Origin of the sequence: Streptomyces sp. NRRL F-2580, from assembly GCF_000720115.1 — a bacterium.
Taxonomy (GTDB): Bacteria; Actinomycetota; Actinomycetes; order Streptomycetales; family Streptomycetaceae; genus Streptomyces.
Genome location: NZ_JOIR01000001.1, coordinates 1 through 16,724 on the forward strand (window position 1 = coordinate 1; position 16,724 = coordinate 16,724).

The 16,724-nt window shown below is 73.3% G+C and carries 15 protein-coding genes; 7 read left to right on the forward strand and 8 right to left on the reverse strand.

Going from position 1 to position 16,724, the window contains the following annotated elements; all coding sequences use genetic code 11:
* Positions 1–142: 142 nt before the first annotated feature.
* The 3 genes from IF88_RS0100005 to IF88_RS0100020 form a co-directional block, all read right to left on the reverse strand.
* Positions 143–1,102, reverse strand: coding sequence for an RluA family pseudouridine synthase (locus tag IF88_RS0100005; RefSeq protein WP_030706103.1), 960 nt, complete (start codon positions 1,100–1,102; stop codon positions 143–145).
* 350 nt (positions 1,103–1,452) lie between these two features.
* Positions 1,453–2,292 carry a siderophore-interacting protein gene (locus IF88_RS0100015; RefSeq protein ID WP_030706104.1) on the reverse strand — a complete coding sequence of 280 codons (840 nt, stop codon included), beginning with the start codon at positions 2,290–2,292 and terminating at the stop codon, positions 1,453–1,455.
* Positions 2,293–2,341: 49 nt separating this feature from the next.
* Positions 2,342–3,247, reverse strand: a complete 906-nt coding sequence (locus tag IF88_RS0100020; protein ID WP_030706106.1) for a 5'-3' exonuclease — start codon at positions 3,245–3,247, stop codon at positions 2,342–2,344.
* A 282-nt stretch (positions 3,248–3,529) separates the two neighbouring features.
* On the opposite strand from IF88_RS0100020, the gene IF88_RS0100025 reads away from it, so the two are divergent.
* The gene (locus IF88_RS0100025) at positions 3,530–4,078 is read left to right on the forward strand and encodes a helix-turn-helix domain-containing protein (protein WP_030706107.1); all 549 of its coding nucleotides are present in this window, start codon (positions 3,530–3,532) and stop codon (positions 4,076–4,078) included.
* Between the two features lie 4 nt (positions 4,079–4,082).
* Entirely contained in the window at positions 4,083–4,799 is a 717-nt protein-coding gene (locus IF88_RS0100030; RefSeq protein WP_030706109.1) for a helical backbone metal receptor, read from the forward strand.
* A gap of 39 nt (positions 4,800–4,838) precedes the next feature.
* Here IF88_RS0100030 and IF88_RS0100035 read toward each other — a convergent pair whose 3' ends face one another.
* Entirely contained in the window at positions 4,839–5,954 is a 1,116-nt protein-coding gene (locus tag IF88_RS0100035) for a TDT family transporter (protein ID WP_051836207.1), read from the reverse strand.
* A 70-nt stretch (positions 5,955–6,024) separates the two neighbouring features.
* Between IF88_RS0100035 and IF88_RS0100040 the strand changes: the two genes are divergently transcribed.
* A complete protein-coding gene (locus IF88_RS0100040; protein ID WP_030706113.1) occupies positions 6,025–6,948 on the forward strand; it encodes a LysR family transcriptional regulator in 924 nt (307 codons plus the stop codon).
* Positions 6,949–7,288: 340 nt separating this feature from the next.
* On the opposite strand, the gene IF88_RS0100045 is transcribed toward IF88_RS0100040, so the two are convergent.
* From IF88_RS0100045 to IF88_RS0100055, 3 genes are all read right to left on the reverse strand, one after another.
* Positions 7,289–8,002, reverse strand: coding sequence for a gamma-glutamyl-gamma-aminobutyrate hydrolase family protein (locus tag IF88_RS0100045; protein WP_030706114.1), 714 nt, complete (start codon positions 8,000–8,002; stop codon positions 7,289–7,291).
* A 45-nt stretch (positions 8,003–8,047) separates the two neighbouring features.
* Entirely contained in the window at positions 8,048–9,529 is a 1,482-nt protein-coding gene (eat, locus tag IF88_RS0100050) for an ethanolamine permease (protein WP_030706116.1), read from the reverse strand.
* 148 nt (positions 9,530–9,677) lie between these two features.
* Positions 9,678–10,424, reverse strand: coding sequence for a FadR/GntR family transcriptional regulator (locus IF88_RS0100055; RefSeq protein ID WP_030706118.1), 747 nt, complete (start codon positions 10,422–10,424; stop codon positions 9,678–9,680).
* A gap of 77 nt (positions 10,425–10,501) precedes the next feature.
* On the opposite strand from IF88_RS0100055, the gene IF88_RS0100060 reads away from it, so the two are divergent.
* The 4 genes from IF88_RS0100060 (at position 10,502) to IF88_RS0100075 (ending at position 15,496) form a co-directional block, all read left to right on the forward strand.
* Positions 10,502–11,866 (forward strand): glutamine synthetase family protein, encoded by a 1,365-nt coding sequence (locus IF88_RS0100060; protein WP_030706119.1) that lies wholly within the window; start codon positions 10,502–10,504, stop codon positions 11,864–11,866.
* 49 nt (positions 11,867–11,915) lie between these two features.
* Positions 11,916–13,295 (forward strand): aldehyde dehydrogenase family protein, encoded by a 1,380-nt coding sequence (locus IF88_RS0100065; RefSeq protein WP_030706122.1) that lies wholly within the window; start codon positions 11,916–11,918, stop codon positions 13,293–13,295.
* A 5-nt stretch (positions 13,296–13,300) separates the two neighbouring features.
* Positions 13,301–14,095, forward strand: a complete 795-nt coding sequence (locus IF88_RS0100070; protein ID WP_030706124.1) for a 3-oxoacyl-ACP reductase — start codon at positions 13,301–13,303, stop codon at positions 14,093–14,095.
* 117 nt (positions 14,096–14,212) lie between these two features.
* Positions 14,213–15,496 (forward strand): haloacid dehalogenase-like hydrolase, encoded by a 1,284-nt coding sequence (locus IF88_RS0100075; protein ID WP_030706126.1) that lies wholly within the window; start codon positions 14,213–14,215, stop codon positions 15,494–15,496.
* 12 nt (positions 15,497–15,508) lie between these two features.
* Here the strand turns inward: IF88_RS0100075 and IF88_RS0100080 are convergent, their stop codons facing one another.
* Positions 15,509–16,711 carry an amino acid deaminase/aldolase gene (locus tag IF88_RS0100080; protein ID WP_030706128.1) on the reverse strand — a complete coding sequence of 401 codons (1,203 nt, stop codon included), beginning with the start codon at positions 16,709–16,711 and terminating at the stop codon, positions 15,509–15,511.
* Between the last annotated feature and the right edge of the window lie 13 nt (positions 16,712–16,724).

Sequence of the window (16,724 nt, forward strand, 5' to 3'; positions counted from 1 at the left end):
AGACGTCGCAATCCACACCGAACCCGGAAGGCCCTCACTCGTTCAAGATCCCTCAGCCGAGACCTGCATCACCCGTCCACAACCTCCCTGGACAGAACATCTAGGCCGTCTCCACCCAGGCCCTGTCCGCCCGGGCAGGGGGCTAGGGGCCGGCCTCCCAGGCCGCGCGGTCGTCCCAGGCCTGGAGGGTGCGGCCGCTCTCGAAGCGGTGGACGGCGCCGGTGACCGGATCGGTGAACTCCAGGACCCGGGCCAGCAGCTGCAGGGGTCGGCGGTAGTCGTCCGGGGCCGGATCGGTCACTTCCGGATACACCGGATCGCCCAGGATCGGCAGGCCCAGGCCGTTCATGTGCACGCGCAGCTGATGGGTGCGTCCGGTGCGCGGGGTCAGCCGGTAGCGGCCCAGGTCCCCCCGGGTGCCGGTCAGTTCGATCAGGCTCTCGGCGTTGGGTTCGGCGCCCGGGACCTCGGTCGCCGCGATCACCCCGCGGGCCTTCTCGATGCGGCTGCGGACCGTGCGCGGCAGGGCGAGCGCCGGGTCGTGGACCGCCAGGGCCTCGTACTCCTTGTGGACCTCGCGCCGCTGGAAGAGCAGCTGGTACGCACCGCGGTCCTCGGGCCGGATGCTGAACATCACCAGGCCGGCCGTCAGCCGGTCCAGGCGGTGCGCCGGGCTGAGCGCGGGCAGGTCCAGCTCCTCGCGGAGCCGGGCCAGGGCGGTCTCGGTGATGTGGCTGCCGCGCGGGGTGGTCGCCAGGAAGTGCGGCTTGTCCACGACCAGCAGGTGCGGGTCCCGGTGGACGACGCGGATCGCGAAGGGCACCGGAGGCTCGGGCTCCATGTCCCGGTGGAACCACAGGTAGCCGCCCGGCTCGTACGGGTCCCGGGCGTGCAGGACCCGCCCGCCGGGCCCGAGCACCCGGCCGGCCGCCAGCAGGCGCGCGATGGAATCGGCGCCGCGGGTGCCGGCGTAGCGGTCGGCGAGGTAGCCGCCGAGGTCCGGCCAGATCCCGTCCGGGTCGGGCGGCAGCCGCAGCCGGACCGGGTCGATGCCGGCCCGCTGGGGGAGGGGCGAGGGGGGTGCCTGGGCTCTGCGTCTCATCGGGGGACAGGCTATGCGGCTACTGCTGGGTGAAGGTGCCCAGGTGCTCGGCGTCGAGGTACTCGACGCGGAGGGTGCCGTCGGCGAAGAACACCGCGGTGCGGCCGACCGCCATCGTCCTGCCGGACGGGTGGGAGCGCGCGGCCTGGCTCCCGCCGGGTGGCTCCCGCCGGGTGGCTCCCGCCGGGTGGCTCCCGCCGGGCTGGCGGGTGCCTGGCGGCGGGTGCGTGTGCGGGTGCGGCGCCGCTGCTGGGGCTCCGCCCCAGACCCCGCGCCTCAAACGCCGGCGGGGCTGGATTGCCCCCGGCGGGGCTGGATTCGCCGGCGGGGCTGGGCTTGCCCCCGGAGGGTTACGCCGCTGCGGCGTGGTCCTGTTCGGCTTCGATCGTGGCGTTCCAGTCGCGCTTGATCGCGCGCCAGCCCTCGTCCGTTTCGCCCAGGCGCCAGTAGCCCGAGATCGAGAGGCGTTCGCGGGGGATGCCGCGTTCGAGGCGGAGGTGGCGGCGGAGGTCCTTGACGAAGCCGGCCTCGCCGTGGACGAAGGCGTGGACGTCCGTGGAGGGGAACTCCAGGGCGGTGACCGCCTCCACCAGGGCCTCGCCGATGGGGCGGCCGGCGCGGTGGAGCCAGACCGGGACGACGCCGTCCGGGGTGGCGACCTTCAGCTCGTCCTCCGGGCCCTCGATCTCCACGAAGGCGTGGACGCGCGCGCCCCTCGGCATCCGCTCCATCGCCGCGGCGATCGCCGGCAGCGCGCTCTCGTCGCCGACCAGGAGGTGCCAGGCGGCCTTCGGGTCCGGGGCGTAGGCGCCGCCGGGGCCGAGGAAGTGCACGCGCTCGCCCGGCTGCACCCGCGCCGCCCAGGGGCCGGCCACGCCCTCGTCGCCGTGGACGACGAAGTCGAGGGTCAGCTCCAGCTGCGTCGGGTCCCAGCTGCGTACGGTGTACGCGCGCTGGCGCGGCCACTGCGCCCGCGGGAAGTGCGCGCGGATCTCCTCCAAGTCCCAGGGCTCGGGATAGGCGACGCCTGCCGGGGGGAACAGGATCTTGACGTAATGGTCGGTGTACTCGCCCGCGCCGAATTCCGCCAGGCGCTCACCGCCCAGCACGAGCCGCACCATGTGCGGCGAGAGCCGCTCGGTGCGTACGACGACGGCGGTGCCGACGGTGCGGGCGCGTCCTTCTGCCACGGTGTCTCCCCTGACTCCCCTGAAACTTAGCCTTACCTAAGTTAGCACCTCAGCGGAGCAGTGCACCGCTCAGCCGGGAGACTGCTCCACCGAGACCCCACCGATGGGCTAGGGCCTCCACCAGTTCCGGCTGCGCGGGGGCCGTCGGAAGGGCCGGATCGAACGGCGGCAGCGGCACGTCCGAGGCCACCTGGACCACCTTCGGGGCAACCGCCAGATACGGTCGGGACTCGTCCAGCCGCTTGCGCTGAGCGGGGGTCAGCTTCGACTTCGGGTCGTCGACCGCCGCGATGATCCCGGCCAGGCTGCCGTACGCGTCGAGGAGCTTGGCGGCCGTCTTCTCGCCGATGCCGGGAACGCCCGGCAGGCCGTCGCTCGGGTCCCCGCGCAGCAGCGCCAGGTCGGCGTATCCGGGGCCGTCGACACCGTACTTCTCGCGCAGCCAGGCCTCGTCGGTCACCTGGAGGGTGCCGACGCCCTTCAGGGGGTACAGGACCCGGCGCTGCCGGGCGTCGTCCACCAGCTGGTAGAGGTCGCGGTCGCCCGTGACGATGTCCACCGGGCCGTCGGCGCGGGCCGTCAGCGTGCCGATCACGTCGTCCGCCTCGTACCCGGCGACGCCCACCCGGGCGATGCCGAAGGCGTCCAGCGCCGTCTCGATGATGGGGACCTGGGGGGCGAGCGTGTCCGGGGTCTCCTCGACGTCGGGTCCGCTCTCGGTCTCCTCGGCGACCCGGTGGGCCTTGTAGGAGGGGATCAGCTCCACCCGCCAGTGCGGCCGCCAGTCGGCGTCCATGCACGCGACCAGATCGTCCGGACGGTGGTCCTGCACGAGCCGGCCGATGAAGTCGAGCAGCCCGCGCACCGCGTTGACCGGAGTGCCGTCGGGGGCCCTCACGGACTCCGGCACGCCGAAGTAGGCGCGGTAGTAGAGGGAGGCGGTGTCCAGGAGCATCAGGCGTCGTGTCGTCACGGACACGATGATGCCGCAAGCCCCGGTACGGACCGTGAGCGGTCGGGTACGGGAAGGGCCGTGCTCGCGAAACAGGGGGCGGTTGCTGCGTAAGGTGCTTACAGCACACCGATGTGCGACGGACATGGGGAGGGCAGCCCCGACATGAACGACAGGGACGGCACCGACGGTACGGACGGTACGGACGGTACGGACGGCCTGCGCGACAAGCTGACCGACAGGGACGAGAAGAGCAAGGACAAGGACGGCAAGGAGCCGCTGCGCGTGGGAGTCGCCGTGCGCAAGCGGCGCCGCGCGCTGCACCTCACGCTGGCCGCCGTGTCGGCGCGCAGCGGCCTGTCGGTGCCCTTCCTGAGCCAGATAGAGAACGAGCGGGCCCGGCCCAGCATGCGGTCCCTGGAGCGGGTCGCGGACGCGCTGGAGACCACGGCCGTGGAGCTGCTGGCCGCCTCCGACACCGCGCGCACCGTGGACCTCGTACGGGCCGGCGACGAGTCCGGGCTGGGCCCGGTCCACGGCGTACGGCCCCTCGTGCGCGGGCACCACCAACTGCACGCGCTGGAGTTCACCGGGGACCAGGACGCCGGCCGCGAGTACCAGCACCGCAACGACGAACTGATGTACGTGGTCGAGGGCGCCTGCCAGGTGGAGGCGGAGGGGCGGGCGTACCGGCTGGAGAGCGGGGACGCGCTGTTCCTGTCCGGGGGCGTGCGCCACCGCTGGCGGGCCGTCACCGAGGACACCCGGCTCCTGGTGGTCGCGGTGGGCGAGCACATCCACGCCACCTCCGAGCCGCCCTCGCCCGAGCACTGAGCCGGTGCGCGTCGTCTCGCTGGTGCCCTCGCTGACGGAGGCGGTGGCGGTGAGCGCCCCCGGCCTGCTGGCCGGGGTCACGGACTGGTGCACGCACCCCGCCGACCTCGGGGACGCGGTGCGGATCGGGGGGACGAAGAACCCCGACGTACGGAGGATCGCGGAGCTGCGCCCCGACCTGGTCATCGCCAACGAGGAGGAGAACCGGGCCCCGGACCTCGCGGCCCTGCGGGCGGCCGGGCTGGAGGTGCTGGTCACCGAGGTACGGGACCTCCCGCAGGCGCTGCGGGAGCTGGACCGGGTGCTGGTGGGGGCGCTGGGGCTGACGAGGCCGGGGTGGCTGGCGGACGCGGAGCGCGCGTGGGCCCGGGCGGAGCCGGTCGGAGCGCTCACCGCTTTCGTGCCGATCTGGCGGCGGCCGTGGATGGTGCTGGGGCGGGACACCTTCGCGGGGGACCTGCTGGCGCGGCTGGGCGTCCGCAACGCGTACGCCGGGCACCCGGAGCGGTATCCGCGCGTTCCCGTGGAGGAGCTCGCGGCGGCCGGCTGCGATCTGGTGGTGCTCCCGGACGAGCCGTACCGCTTCACGGCCGAGGACGGGCCGGAGGCCTTCCCGGGCCTGCCCGCCGCCCTGCTCAGCGGCCGTCACCTCACTTGGTACGGGCCTTCGCTGGCCGAGGCCCCGGCAGTACTGGCCGAGGCCCTGCGGGCGGCCCGCTGAGCCGTGCGCAGGGCCCGTCGGGCCTCGGTCAGCGCCCGGTCAGCGGGGCAGCAGCACGCCGCTGACGAGGCCGCGCAGGGTGTGGGCAGTGGCCAGCAGCCAGGCGGTCACCAGGGCGAGGAAGAGCGCGGTGGCGAGCCAGGCGAAGGCGGTCAGGCCCGTGTGGTGGGCCAGGCCGGTGGCGCCGGTGACGCAGGTGCCGACGGGGAAGGTCAGGGCCCACCAGGTCATGGCGAAGCCCATGCCGCCCCGGGCGGCGCGGACCAGCAGGGCGGCGGCGAGGGCCAGCCACAGCAGCGCGAATCCCATCACGGGGACCCCGTAGACGACGGCGAAGGCGCTCAGCGCTCCGGCGTAGGGGGTGCCGATCGACTCGTGGGCGACGTCGGCGAGCTGGTTCACGGCGGTGGTGGACTGGCCGAGGGGGCCGAGGACGAGGAAGAGGGTGGGGGTCAGGGACAGGGGGAGGGGCCCGCCGACGATCAGCCGGCCGAAGATCAGGGGGAGCATCAGCAGGGTGGCGAGGAGGCTGATGCCGAACATGGCGTAGCAGGCGAGGAGCAGGGCCTCGCGGGGCTGGCCGGCGGGCAGGTGGGGGACCAGCAGGGGGCCGACGGCCGCGGAGACCATGGGGGCGACCAGGGGCAGCAGCCAGACGGGGGTTGCCTGGCGGGGCTCGACCTTGTGGCGCACCACCATCAGGTAGGGCACGACCACGGCCATGACCAGGCCGATCGCGGTGCCGGCGGTGAACAGGACGGCGTCCACGGCGACGGCCGCGCCGGTCCCCACGAGGTCCTTGCCGACGATGAGGGTGCCGCCGCCGACGGCCAGCAGCGCCATCGACAGACAGCCGTAGAAGGGGGCGACGGCGGGGTCGAGGAGGTGGGCGCGGGCCTGGTCGCGGTGGTGGATCCAGTGGCCGGCGCGGGCGGTGAGCAGGACGGCGAGGACGGCGGCGGACAGCGCCCAGAGGAGCTGGCAGGCCACGCGCTGGCCGGGCAGCTGGTACGGGAGCGTCGCGCCCGCGTTGGCGATGATCGCCGTGCCCATGACGGAGGCGTACCAGTTGGGGCCGAGGTGCCGCAGCGCGGGGGCCTTGTGGGCCCGGGCCGCGGTGGTGTGGGTGCGGGGTCGCACGAGGGTGGTGGCCATGGACCCAGCCTCGCGCCGGGGCGGGCGGCGCGGCAGAGGTCATCTCCCTATGAGGCCATAAACTGATGTTATGGGTAATGAGGAGTGGGTTCCGCTGGCGCACCGGGTGCCGGACCTGGGCGCGCTGGAACTGCTGCTCGCGGTCGCGCGGGTCGGCAGCCTGAGCGCCGCCGCCCGGCGGCTGGGCATCACGCAGCCCGCGGCGAGCAGCCGGATCCGGGCGATGGAGACGCGGCTCGGGGTGGCCCTGGTGGACCGTTCGCCGCGGGGGTCGACGCTGACGGCCGAGGGCGCGCTGGTCACGGACTGGGCCCGACGGGTGGTGGAGGCGGCGGAGGCCTTCGACGCCGGCGCGCAGGCCCTGCGGGGTCGGCGGGATTCGCGGCTGCGGGTGGCCGCCAGCATGACGATCGCGGAGTACCTGCTGCCGGGGTGGCTGATCGCGCTGCGCGGGGAACGGCCCGACACGGCGGTGTCCCTGCACGCCGGGAACTCGGCGGTCGTCGCCGAACGGGTCCTCACGCACGAGGCCGACCTCGGCTTCGTGGAGGGGCTGACGGTGCCGGAGGGACTGGACTCGGCGGTGATCGCGCAGGACCGGCTGGTGGTGGCGGTGGCGCCGGGGCACGCGTGGGCGCGGCGCTCGCGGGGGGTCGGGGCGGCGGAACTGGCCGCGATGCCGCTGATCCTGCGGGAACGGGGGTCGGGGACGCGGCAGGTCCTGGACGCCGCGCTGGCCGGGAGCGGGGGGCTGGCCGCGCCGCTGCTGGAACTGGCCTCGACCACCGCGGTCAAGGCGGCGGCGCTGAGCGGTGCGGGGCCGTGCGTCCTGTCGGAGCTGGCGGTGGGGGACGAACTGGCGGCGCGGCGGCTGGTGGAGGTGCCGGTGGCCGGTGCGGCGCTGGGGCGGGCCCTGCGTGCCGTCTGGCCCACGGGCTCCCGCCCGGCGGGGCCGGCCCGCGACCTCCTGTCGCTGACGCGCGGCCAGTCCTGACGGCTCCCGCCCGGGGGTGGACCGCGTGCTGCCCGGCTGCTGGGGCTCCGCCCCGCACCCCGTGCCTCAATCGCCGGCGGGGCTGGATCTGCCCGCCTGAGTCACACGTGCGGGCACAAGAACCGGGGCTCCGCCCCCCACCCCGCGCCTCAATCGCCGGCGGGGCTGGAATTGCCCTGCGGGCAATCCAGCCGCGCCTGGCGGATGGCATGAGCCGAATCCAGCGTCGCCGGGGTTTGGGGCGGGACCACCCAGCCCCGCCGGCATTTGAGGCGCGGGGGTTCGGGGGGCAGGGCCCCCGCACCGGCGCCGCACCGGCACACCCGCCCGTCGGCGGCGGTCAGGGGACCGGGACCGGGAGGGGGGCGCGGGCTTGGGCGGCCTCGATCAGGGAGGCCATGACGCGGGTGTCCCTGTCCCGTTCCGGGTGCCACTGGACGCCCAGGATCCAGCGGTCGGGGTCGGGGACCTCGATCGCCTCCACCGTGCCGTCCAGCGCGTGGGCCGATACGACCAGGCCGCGGCCCAGGCGGTCCACGGCCTGGTGGTGGTAGGTCGGGACCTGTGCCTCCTCCGGGACCAGTTCCGCGTACCGGGTGCCCGGGACCGGGCGGACCGGGTGCCAGGACGTGCCGCCCGGTGCGTCGACGTGGCCGTCGATGTGCTGGATCAGCGTGCCGCCGAGGGCCACGTTCAGCGCCTGCATGCCCCGGCAGATGCCGAGCAGGGGCGTGTCGGAGTCGAGCGCGGCCGCGATCAGGGCCAGTTCCCAGTGGTCGCGGACCGTCGCGGGGGCACCCGTACGGGGGTCGCGCGCGGCGCCGTAGTGGACCGGGTCCACGTCCGGGCCGCCCGCGACCACCAGGCCGTCCACCCGGCTCAGCACCTCCGCCGCCGACCCCGGTTCGTCCGGCGGGAGCAGCACGGCCGCGCCGCCCGCCGCCTGGACGAGTTCGTAGTACCCGGTCGGTACGAGGGACGTCGGGAGGTCCCACACCCCGTAGCGGGTGGATTCCTCGACGTAGGTGGTGATGCCGATGAGCGGCCTGGGCACGTTCGTTACCTCCAGCAGGGGGCAGGGCAGGGCAGGAACAGGGTTTCAGTCACGGCTCAGTTCCGCCTCGGCTTCCGCCAGAGCCGCGAACTCCTCCTCGGGCGCCGAGGCCACGAGGTGGTGCCGACTGTAGATCGCGAAGTAGGCGAGGGCGACGGCGTACACGGCCAGCGCGATGAACGCCGCGTCCTTGTCCACCAGGAAGGTGGCGACCAGGGCCGAGAGGGCGAGTACGAAGGCCACCGAGGAGGTCAGGATCCCGCCCGGGGTGCGGTACGGGCGCTCCAGGTCCGGCTCCCGGCGGCGCAGCACGATGTGCGAGAGGGCCATCAGGGCGTAGGAGATGGTCGCGCCGAACACCGCGATGTTCAGCATGCGAGCGCCGTTGCCGGTGGCGGCGGCCAGCGCGAAGCCGATGGCGCCGGGGATGACGAGGCCGAGGTACGGGGCCTTGCGCTTCGAGGTGAGCGAGAGGAAGCGGGGCAGGTAGCCGGCCCGCGAGAGGGCGAAGAGCTGGCGCGAGCCCGCGTAGATGAGGGAGAAGAAGGAGGCCACCAGGCCGGCCAGGCCCGCGTAGTTCACGAAGCGGCTGAGGGCGGTCGGTCCGTCGTCGCCCTCCAGGGCGACGACCAGCGGGTTGCCGGCCGCCTTGACGGCGTCGGCGCCCTGGGCCCCGGTCGCGGCGAAGAAGGTGATCAGGGCCAGCAGGGCGAGGATGCCCATCGAGATGGCGAGCGCCTTCGGCATGGAGCGGACCGGGTCCTTCGCCTCCTCGGCCGCCAGCGGTACGCCTTCCACGCCGAGGAAGAACCACATCCCGAAGGGGAACGCGGCCCAGATGCCGAGGACACCCAGCGGCAGCCAGGAGTTCGAGCCGAAGGCGCTCGCGTCCACCGGGATGTCGTTGAGGCCGGCGGCGCTGAACTCGGTGAACGCGCCCACGGCGAAGATGAGCAGCGCGGCGACGGCGATCGCGGTCACGACGAGGCTGAAGCGGAGCGCCTCGCCCACGCCCCAGAGGTGGACGCCGATGAAGACCACGAAGCAGCCGAGGTAGACCGGCCAGCTGGAGGTGAGGCCGAAGAGGCCGAGGGATTCGACGTAGTCGCCGATGAAGATGACGATCGCGGCCGGGGCCAGGATGTACTCGATGAGGATGGCGGTTCCGGTGAGGAAGCCGCCCCAGGGGCCCAGTGCGCGGCGGGCGAAACCGTAGCCGCCGCCCGCGGTCGGCAGGATGGTGGACAGTTCCGCGAGGGAGAAGACCAGGCAGGCGTACATCGCGCCCATGAGGACGGTGGCGATGGCGAGGCCGCCGAAGCCGCCCTTGTCGAGGCCGACGTTCCAGCCGGAGAAGTCGCCGGAGACGACGTAGGCGACGCCGAGACCGGTCAGGAGCAGCCAGCCGGCGCTGCCGCGGCGCAGCGTGCGGCGCTCCAGGTAGTCGTCCGCGCCTGGGCCGCCGCCCTCGGCGGACTTGGTGGGTGCGGGTACGGCTGTCAGCCGTGCCTCGATGTCGTCGGCCATCGTGCGCTCCTGCCTCAGGGCAATGGTTGTGGGGCGTACCTTTGCTCTTGTGGAGTGGAGAGCGCAAGACCTCTGCGTTAAACAGAAGTTACGAAACCCTCCCGGGCCCCCCGTTCCGGTTCCGCTCCCGGCCCCCTTCCGGATCCGCTCAGGCCAGGAAGCCCCGCAGCAGCGCCGCCGTGCCGCAGCAGTGCTCGCGCATCGTCTCGCGCGCCCCTGCCGCGTCCCGCGCCAGCACCGACTCCACCAGTGCGGTGTGCTGCTGCTGGGAGTGCTCCAGGTTGCGCACGAGCAGCGGGATGCAGTCCAGCAGGTCGTTGACGGTGGCGCGGACGGCCGCGTACTGGGCCGTCAGGGTGGCGGATCCGGCGAGCTCGCACAGGGTCAGGTGGAAGAGCGTGTCCTGGCGGCGGTAGTCGGCGAGCGGGGCGTCGTGCGTGGCCCCCAGTGCGGCGAGCAGCCGTTCGGCGCCCTCCTCGGTCAGCCCCTGCGAGGCGCACAGGCCGGCCGCCCCCACCTCCAGCACCTCGCGGAAGCGCAGCGCGTCCTCGATGTCCACCCCCGCGACGCGCCGGCGCAGCTCCTCCTCGGCGCCGCCCGCCGGGGTGTCGGGGCGGGGCAGCACGAAGGTTCCGCCGTACCGCCCGCGCCGGGCCTCCACCAGGCCCTGGTCCTGCAGTACCTTCAGCACCTCGCGCAGGGTGACCCGGCTGATGCCCATCCGCTCCGCCAGTTCCCGCTCGGGCGGCAGCCGTTCGCCGCCCGGCACCAGGCCCAGTCGGACCACCTGGAGGATCTGCTCCAGTGCCTCCTCGAACCCGTTGCCCGCCCGCACCTGCCGCAGCACGGGATTCAGCCGCGCGATCGCGTCGCCTTCACTCGCCGTATCGGTCATCTCGGCTCCGCCCCTTCCCAAGCAATGGTTCTATTCAATACCTTAGGCGCACTCGGCTCACCGAAGGAGAGATTCCCGTGGTAGACCGCACGCCGCCGCTCGCGACCGAGGAGCTCCGCGTCCTCGTCGCCAGCGGCGAGATCGACACAGTGGTCCTGGCCTTCCCCGACATGCAGGGGCGGCTCCAGGGCAAGCGGTTCGCCGCACAGTTCTTCCTCGACGAGGTCCTCGAGCACGGCACCGAGGGCTGCAACTACCTTCTCGCCGTCGACACGGACATGAACACCGTCGACGGGTACGAGATGTCCTCCTGGGACCGGGGCTACGGCGACTTCGCCATGCACCCCGACCTCGCCACCCTGCGCCGCATCCCCTGGAACCCGGGCAGTGCCTTCCTCATCGCCGACCTCGCCTGGAACGACGGCTCGCCCGTCGTCGCCGCGCCCCGGCAGATCCTGCGCCGCCAGCTGGAGCGCCTCGCCGAGCACGGGTTCACCGCGATGGTCGGCACCGAGCTGGAGTTCATGGTCTTCCAGGACACCTACGAACAGGCCTGGAACGCGGGCTACCGCGGTCTGACGCCCGCCAACCAGTACAACATCGACTACTCCGTCCTCGGGACCGGCCGCATCGAACCCCTGCTGCGCCGCATCCGCAACGAGATGCAGGCCGCGGGCCTGATCGTCGAGTCGGCCAAGGGGGAGTGCAACCTCGGCCAGCACGAGATCGCCTTCCGCTACGACGAGGCGCTGACCACCTGCGACCAGCACTCCGTCTACAAGACCGGGGCGAAGGAGATCGCTTCCCAGGAAGGCGTCTCGCTGACCTTCATGGCGAAGTTCGACGAGCGCGAGGGCAACTCCTGTCACATCCACCTCTCGCTCGCTGATGCCGACGGACGCAACGCGATGGCCGGGGACGGACCAGGCGGAATGTCACCGGTGATGCGGCACTTCCTGGCCGGCCAGCTGGCCGCGCTGCGCGACTTCTCCCTTCTCTACGCCCCCAACATCAATTCGTACAAGCGTTTCCGGCCGGGATCCTTCGCGCCGACCGCCGTCGCCTGGGGCGTGGACAACCGGACCTGCGCGCTCCGAGTGGTCGGCCACGGCCGCTCCATGCGCTTCGAGAACCGCCTCCCCGGCGGCGACGTCAACCCGTACCTCGCCGTCTCCGGCCTGGTCGCGGCCGGGCTCTACGGCATCGAGAACCGGCTGGAGCTGCCCGAGGCGTGCGGCGGCAACGCCTACACCGCCGAATACGCGCACGTGCCGGCCACCCTGCGCGAGGCCGCCGAGCTCTGGGAGAACAGCGAGATCGCCAAGGCCGCCTTCGGCCCCGAAGTGGTCGCCCACTACCGGAACATGGCCCGCGTGGAACTCGACGCGTACGACTCCGCGGTGACCGACTGGGAGCTGCGCCGCTCCTTCGAACGCCTGTGATCCGTCCGGCACCGCACCGCCGAACCATCGAAAGTCTGTGAGGCAACACGTGTCCGATGAGCTGGCCCCACTCCATCTGCGAGTGCTGAATCCGGCCACCGAGGAAACCGTCGCCATCGTCCCGGCCGCCACACGGGACGATGTCGACGCCGCCGTCGCCCGGGCCGCCGCGGCCCAGCGCGCGTGGGCGGCCGCCGCCCCCGCCGACCGGGCCCGGCTGCTGCGCCGCTTCGCCGCGGTCGTCGACGGCCACATCGAGGAACTGGCGCAGCTGGAGGTCCGCGAAGCCGGCCACACCATCGGCAACGCCCGCTGGGAAGCCGGCAACGTACGCGACCTCCTCGACTTCGCCGCCGGGGGAGTCGAGCGGCTCTCCGGCCGCCAGATCCCCGTCGCCGGCGGCATCGACGTCACCTTCCTCGAACCCCTCGGCGTCATCGGCGTGATCGCCCCGTGGAACTTCCCCATGCCGATCGCCGCCTGGGGCCTGGCCCCGGCCCTCGCCGCCGGCAACGCCGTCATCCTCAAGCCCGCCGAGACCACTCCGCTGACCGCGCTGCGCCTCGCCGAACTCGCCCTCGAAGCCGGGATCCCCGAGCACCTCTTCCAGGTGCTCCCCGGTCACGGCGCGGTCGCGGGCGACGCGCTCGTCGAACACCCCGGCGTGGCCAAGATCGTCTTCACCGGCTCCACGCGTGTCGGCAAGCAGATCATGGCCAAGTGCGCCGACCGGGTGAAACGCGTCACCCTCGAACTCGGCGGCAAGAGCCCCAACATCGTCTTCGCCGACGCGGACCTGGAGGCCGCCGCGGCCGCTGCCCCGATGTCCTTCCTCGACAACACCGGCCAGGACTGCTGCGCCCGCACCCGCATCCTCGTCCAGCGCTCCGTCCACGACCGCTTCCTGGAGCTCGTCGCCCCCGGCATCGCCGCCGTGGCCGTCGGCGACCCGCTCGACGAGAAGACGCAGATGGGCCCGCTGATCTCGCGGACCCAGCTGGACCGCGTACGGTCCTTCGTCACCGACGACCTCACCGCGATCCGCGGCACCGCCCCCGAGGGCCCCGGCTTCTGGTACCCGCCGACCCTCGTCACGGACGTCGCCCCCACCGCACCCGTGGCCGCCGAGGAGGTCTTCGGACCGGTCGCCGTCGTCCTGCCCTTCGAGGACGAGGAGGACGCCGTACGCCTGGCCAACGCGACCGAGTACGGGCTCTCCGGCTCCCTCTGGACCCGCGACATCGGCCGCGCCCTGCGCGTCTCGCGCGCCGTCGCCGCCGGGAACCTGTCCGTCAACTCCCACAGCAGCGTCCGCTACTGGACCCCCTTCGGCGGCTACAAGCAGTCCGGCCTCGGCCGCGAGCTCGGCCCCGACGCCCTCACCGCTTTCACCGAGACCAAGAACGTCTTCATCAGCACGGAGGCCTGAAGAACATGACCAGCCAGACCCCTGAAGAGATCGTCTGCCGCCGCCTGGTCGGCCGTACCGCCGTCATCACCGGAGCCGGCAGCGGCATCGGCCTCGCCACCGCCCGGCGCCTCGCGTCCGAGGGCGCCGACATCGTCTGCGGCGACATCGACGAGACGGCCGGCAAGGCCGCCGCCGAGGAGGTCGGCGGGACCTACGTGAAGGTCGACGTCACCGACAAGGAGCAGGTCGACGCGCTCTTCAAGACGGCCTTCGACACCTACGGCTCCGTCGACATCGCCTTCAACAACGCGGGCATCTCGCCCCCGGACGACGACTCCATCCTCACCACCGAGCTCGACGCCTGGCGGCGCGTCCAGGACGTCAACCTCACCTCCGTCTACCTGTGCTGCAAGGCCGCCCTGCCCTACATGCAGCGCCAGGGCCGCGGCTCGATCATCAACACCGCCTCCTTCGTCGCGATCATGGGCGCCGCGACCTCGCAGATCTCCTACACCGCCTCCAAGGGCGGCGTCCTGGCCATGTCCCGCGAGCTCGGCGTGCAGTTCGCCCGCGAGGGCATCCGCGTCAACGCCCTGTGCCCGGGGCCGGTCAACACCCCGCTGCTCCAGGAGCTGTTCGCCAAGGACCCCGAGCGCGCCGCCCGCCGTCTGGTGCACATCCCGCTGGGCCGCTTCGCCGAGCCCACCGAGATCGCCGCCGCCGTGGCCTTCCTCGCCAGCGACGACTCCTCCTTCATCAACGCCACCGACTTCCTCGTCGACGGCGGGATCTCCGGCGCGTACGTCACCCCGCTGTAGACCACCGCCGCCCAGACCGCCGCGGAGCAGACCACCCCGCCGCAGACCACCCCGTCCCGGGCCGGCCGGGCGCCGTGAGGCGCCCGGCCGCTGCGTGCCCGACCCCCGAGGAGCAGCATGCGCAGCAACAGAACCGCCACCCTCGCCCTCATCGCGGCCGCCGGCTCCGGACTGCTGCTGGCCCCGCCCGCCGAGGCGGACCAGAGCCACTGCCGCCGGGCGACGGTCGGCTCCGGCTGGTACGGCGACAACCAGGCCCGGCTCCAGGAGCTCGTCGACCAGTACGGAAGCTGCGACCCGTACCGGCCCACCCGCGCCAAACCCGTCGCCGTCTTCGACTGGGACAACACCGTCGTCAAGAACGACGTCGGCGACGCCACCATGTTCTGGATGCTGCGCAACGGGAAGATCCGCCGCCCCGCCGACTGGGCCGCCACCAGCCGCTTCCTCACCCCGGCCGCCGCCACCGCCCTCGCCGGCGCCTGCGACTCCCTCGCCCGCCCCGGCGCCCCGCTGCCCACCGGGACTCGCGGCGGAGCCGGCTGCGCGGACGAGATCAACGCCGTCTACGGATCCGCCGCGACCCGCGCCGGCGCCGCCGCCTTCGCCGGCTGGGACCGCCGCACCACCGAGCCCTCGTACGCCTGGCTGCCCCAGCTCATGCAGGGCTGGACCGCCCACGAGATCCGCGGCTTCGCCGCCGCCGCCCGCGCCGAGAACCTCGCCGCGCCCGTCGGCGCCGTGCAGCAGGTCGGCAGCGGTACCGCCACCGGCTGGGTGCGCTACTACGAGCAGCAGAAGGACCTGATCGGCACGCTGCGGAAGTCCGGCTTCGACGTCTGGATCAGCTCGGCCTCGCCCCAGCCGGTCGTCGAGGTGTGGGCCGAGGGCGTCGGCATCGGCGCGGACCACGTCATCGGCATCCGCAACACCACCACCCACGGCGGGCGGTTCACCTCCCGCCTGCAGGGCTGTGGATCCGTCCGGGACGGCGCCGACACGATGATCACCTACATCGACGGCAAGCGCTGCTGGATCAACAAGGAGGTCTTCGGGGTGCGCGGCGCGGCCGCCGAGAGGGTCCGGCCCGCCGCCCGCCGCCAGGTGTTCGCCGCCGGCGACTCCGACACCGACATCTCCTTCCTGCGCGACGCCACCGCCCTGCGGCTCGTCGTGAACCGCAACAAGAACGAGCTGATGTGCCGGGCGTACGACAACAGCGACGGCCGCTGGATCGTCAACCCCATGTTCATCGAGCCCAAGAAGCAGAAGACCGGCCCCTACCCGTGCGCGACGACGGGCTACGTCGACCACGACGGCACCAAGGGACCGGTCCTGCGCGGCGACACCAGCGTCATCCCCGACCAGACGGACTCGGTGTTCCAGGACCCGACCCGCTAGGAGAGGACACCCCTAGAGGAACGTGCGGCCCTCGCCACGGTAGGTCGGGGCGGTGGCCGTCACCCGGTCCCCCTCCACCAGGTGCAGCGTGTCGAAGCGCTCGCACAGTTCGCCTGCCTTCGCGTGCCGGAACCACACCCGGTCGCCGATCAGCAGGTCGTCGGCCGGGCCGCCCAGCAGCGGGGTCTGCACCTCGCCGGCCCCCTCCTGGGGGTCGTAGCGCAGCCCCCGCGGCAGGTACGGAACCGGCAGCCGGTCCGCGCCGGCCGCTCCCGAGGCCGGGTAGCCGCCCCCGAGCACCGTCACCACGCCCACACCGGGCCTGCGCACCACCGGCTGCGCGAACAGCGCCGCCGGGCGCCCGCTGAAGGAGGTGTAGTTGTCGAACAGGCGCGGCACGTACAGCCCCGACCCGGCGGCCACCTCCGTCACCGCGTCCTCGGCGACCGTGTGCTGCACACTGCCGGTCCCGCCGCCGTTGACGAACTCCAGGTCCGGTACGACGGCCCGCACGGCCCGCACCACCTCGGCCCGCCGCGCCGCGAGCTCCCTGCGGGCCGCGCCCTGCATCAGCCGGATGACCCGGGAGCGCAGCGGCCGGCCGGCCAGCGCGTCCCCGACCCCGGCGACGTGGCCCTCGTACGCCATCAGGCCCACCACCCGGAACCCCGGCCGGGCGGAGACCGTACGGGCCAGCGCGGCCAGCTGCGCCGGCTCGCGCAGCGGGGACCGGCGGGCCCCGACCCGGACCCGGCCGCCGAACAGCTGGAGGGCGGTGTCCAGTTCCAGACAGACGCGGATCTCCTCGGCGCCCCCGTCGCGGGCCCCGTCGATCAGCTCCAGCTGCGCGGGATCGTCGACCATCACCGTGACCGCGCCGGCCAGCTTGGCGTCGTTCGCCAGCTCGGCGAAGCCGGCCCGGTCGGCGGAGGGATACGCGAGGAGCACGTCCTCGAACCCGGACCGGGCCAGCCACAGCGACTCGGCCAGCGTGTACGACATGATCCCGGCGAACCCGGGCCGGGCCAGCACGCGTTCGAGCAGCGCGCGGCACCGGACCGACTTGCTGGCGACCCGGACCGGCTTCCCGCCGGCCCGGCGCACGAGGTCGTCGGCATTGGCGTCGAAGGCGTCGAGGTCCACGACGGCCAGCGGCGCGTCCAGGTGCCCGGTCGCCCGGTCGTACCGGGCGCGGTCGGCGGCAGGGGAGTTCATGGGCGGCAGCTTG

Bases quoted from the DNA above. Each gene is read 5' to 3' on its own strand.
- IF88_RS0100080 (WP_030706128.1), bottom strand. From the start codon at position 16,711: ATGAACTCCCCTGCCGCCGACCGCGCCCGGTACGACCGGGCGACCGGG.
- IF88_RS0100055 (WP_030706118.1), bottom strand. From the start codon at position 10,424: ATGACCGATACGGCGAGTGAAGGCGACGCGATCGCGCGGCTGAATCCC.
- IF88_RS0100070 (WP_030706124.1), top strand. From the start codon at position 13,301: ATGACCAGCCAGACCCCTGAAGAGATCGTCTGCCGCCGCCTGGTCGGC.
- IF88_RS0100005 (WP_030706103.1), bottom strand. From the start codon at position 1,102: ATGAGACGCAGAGCCCAGGCACCCCCCTCGCCCCTCCCCCAGCGGGCC.
- IF88_RS0100035 (WP_051836207.1), bottom strand. From the start codon at position 5,954: ATGGCCACCACCCTCGTGCGACCCCGCACCCACACCACCGCGGCCCGG.
- IF88_RS0100020 (WP_030706106.1), bottom strand. From the start codon at position 3,247: ATGCTCCTGGACACCGCCTCCCTCTACTACCGCGCCTACTTCGGCGTG.
- eat (WP_030706116.1), bottom strand. From the start codon at position 9,529: ATGGCCGACGACATCGAGGCACGGCTGACAGCCGTACCCGCACCCACC.
- IF88_RS0100040 (WP_030706113.1), top strand. From the start codon at position 6,025: ATGGGTAATGAGGAGTGGGTTCCGCTGGCGCACCGGGTGCCGGACCTG.
- IF88_RS0100075 (WP_030706126.1), top strand. From the start codon at position 14,213: ATGCGCAGCAACAGAACCGCCACCCTCGCCCTCATCGCGGCCGCCGGC.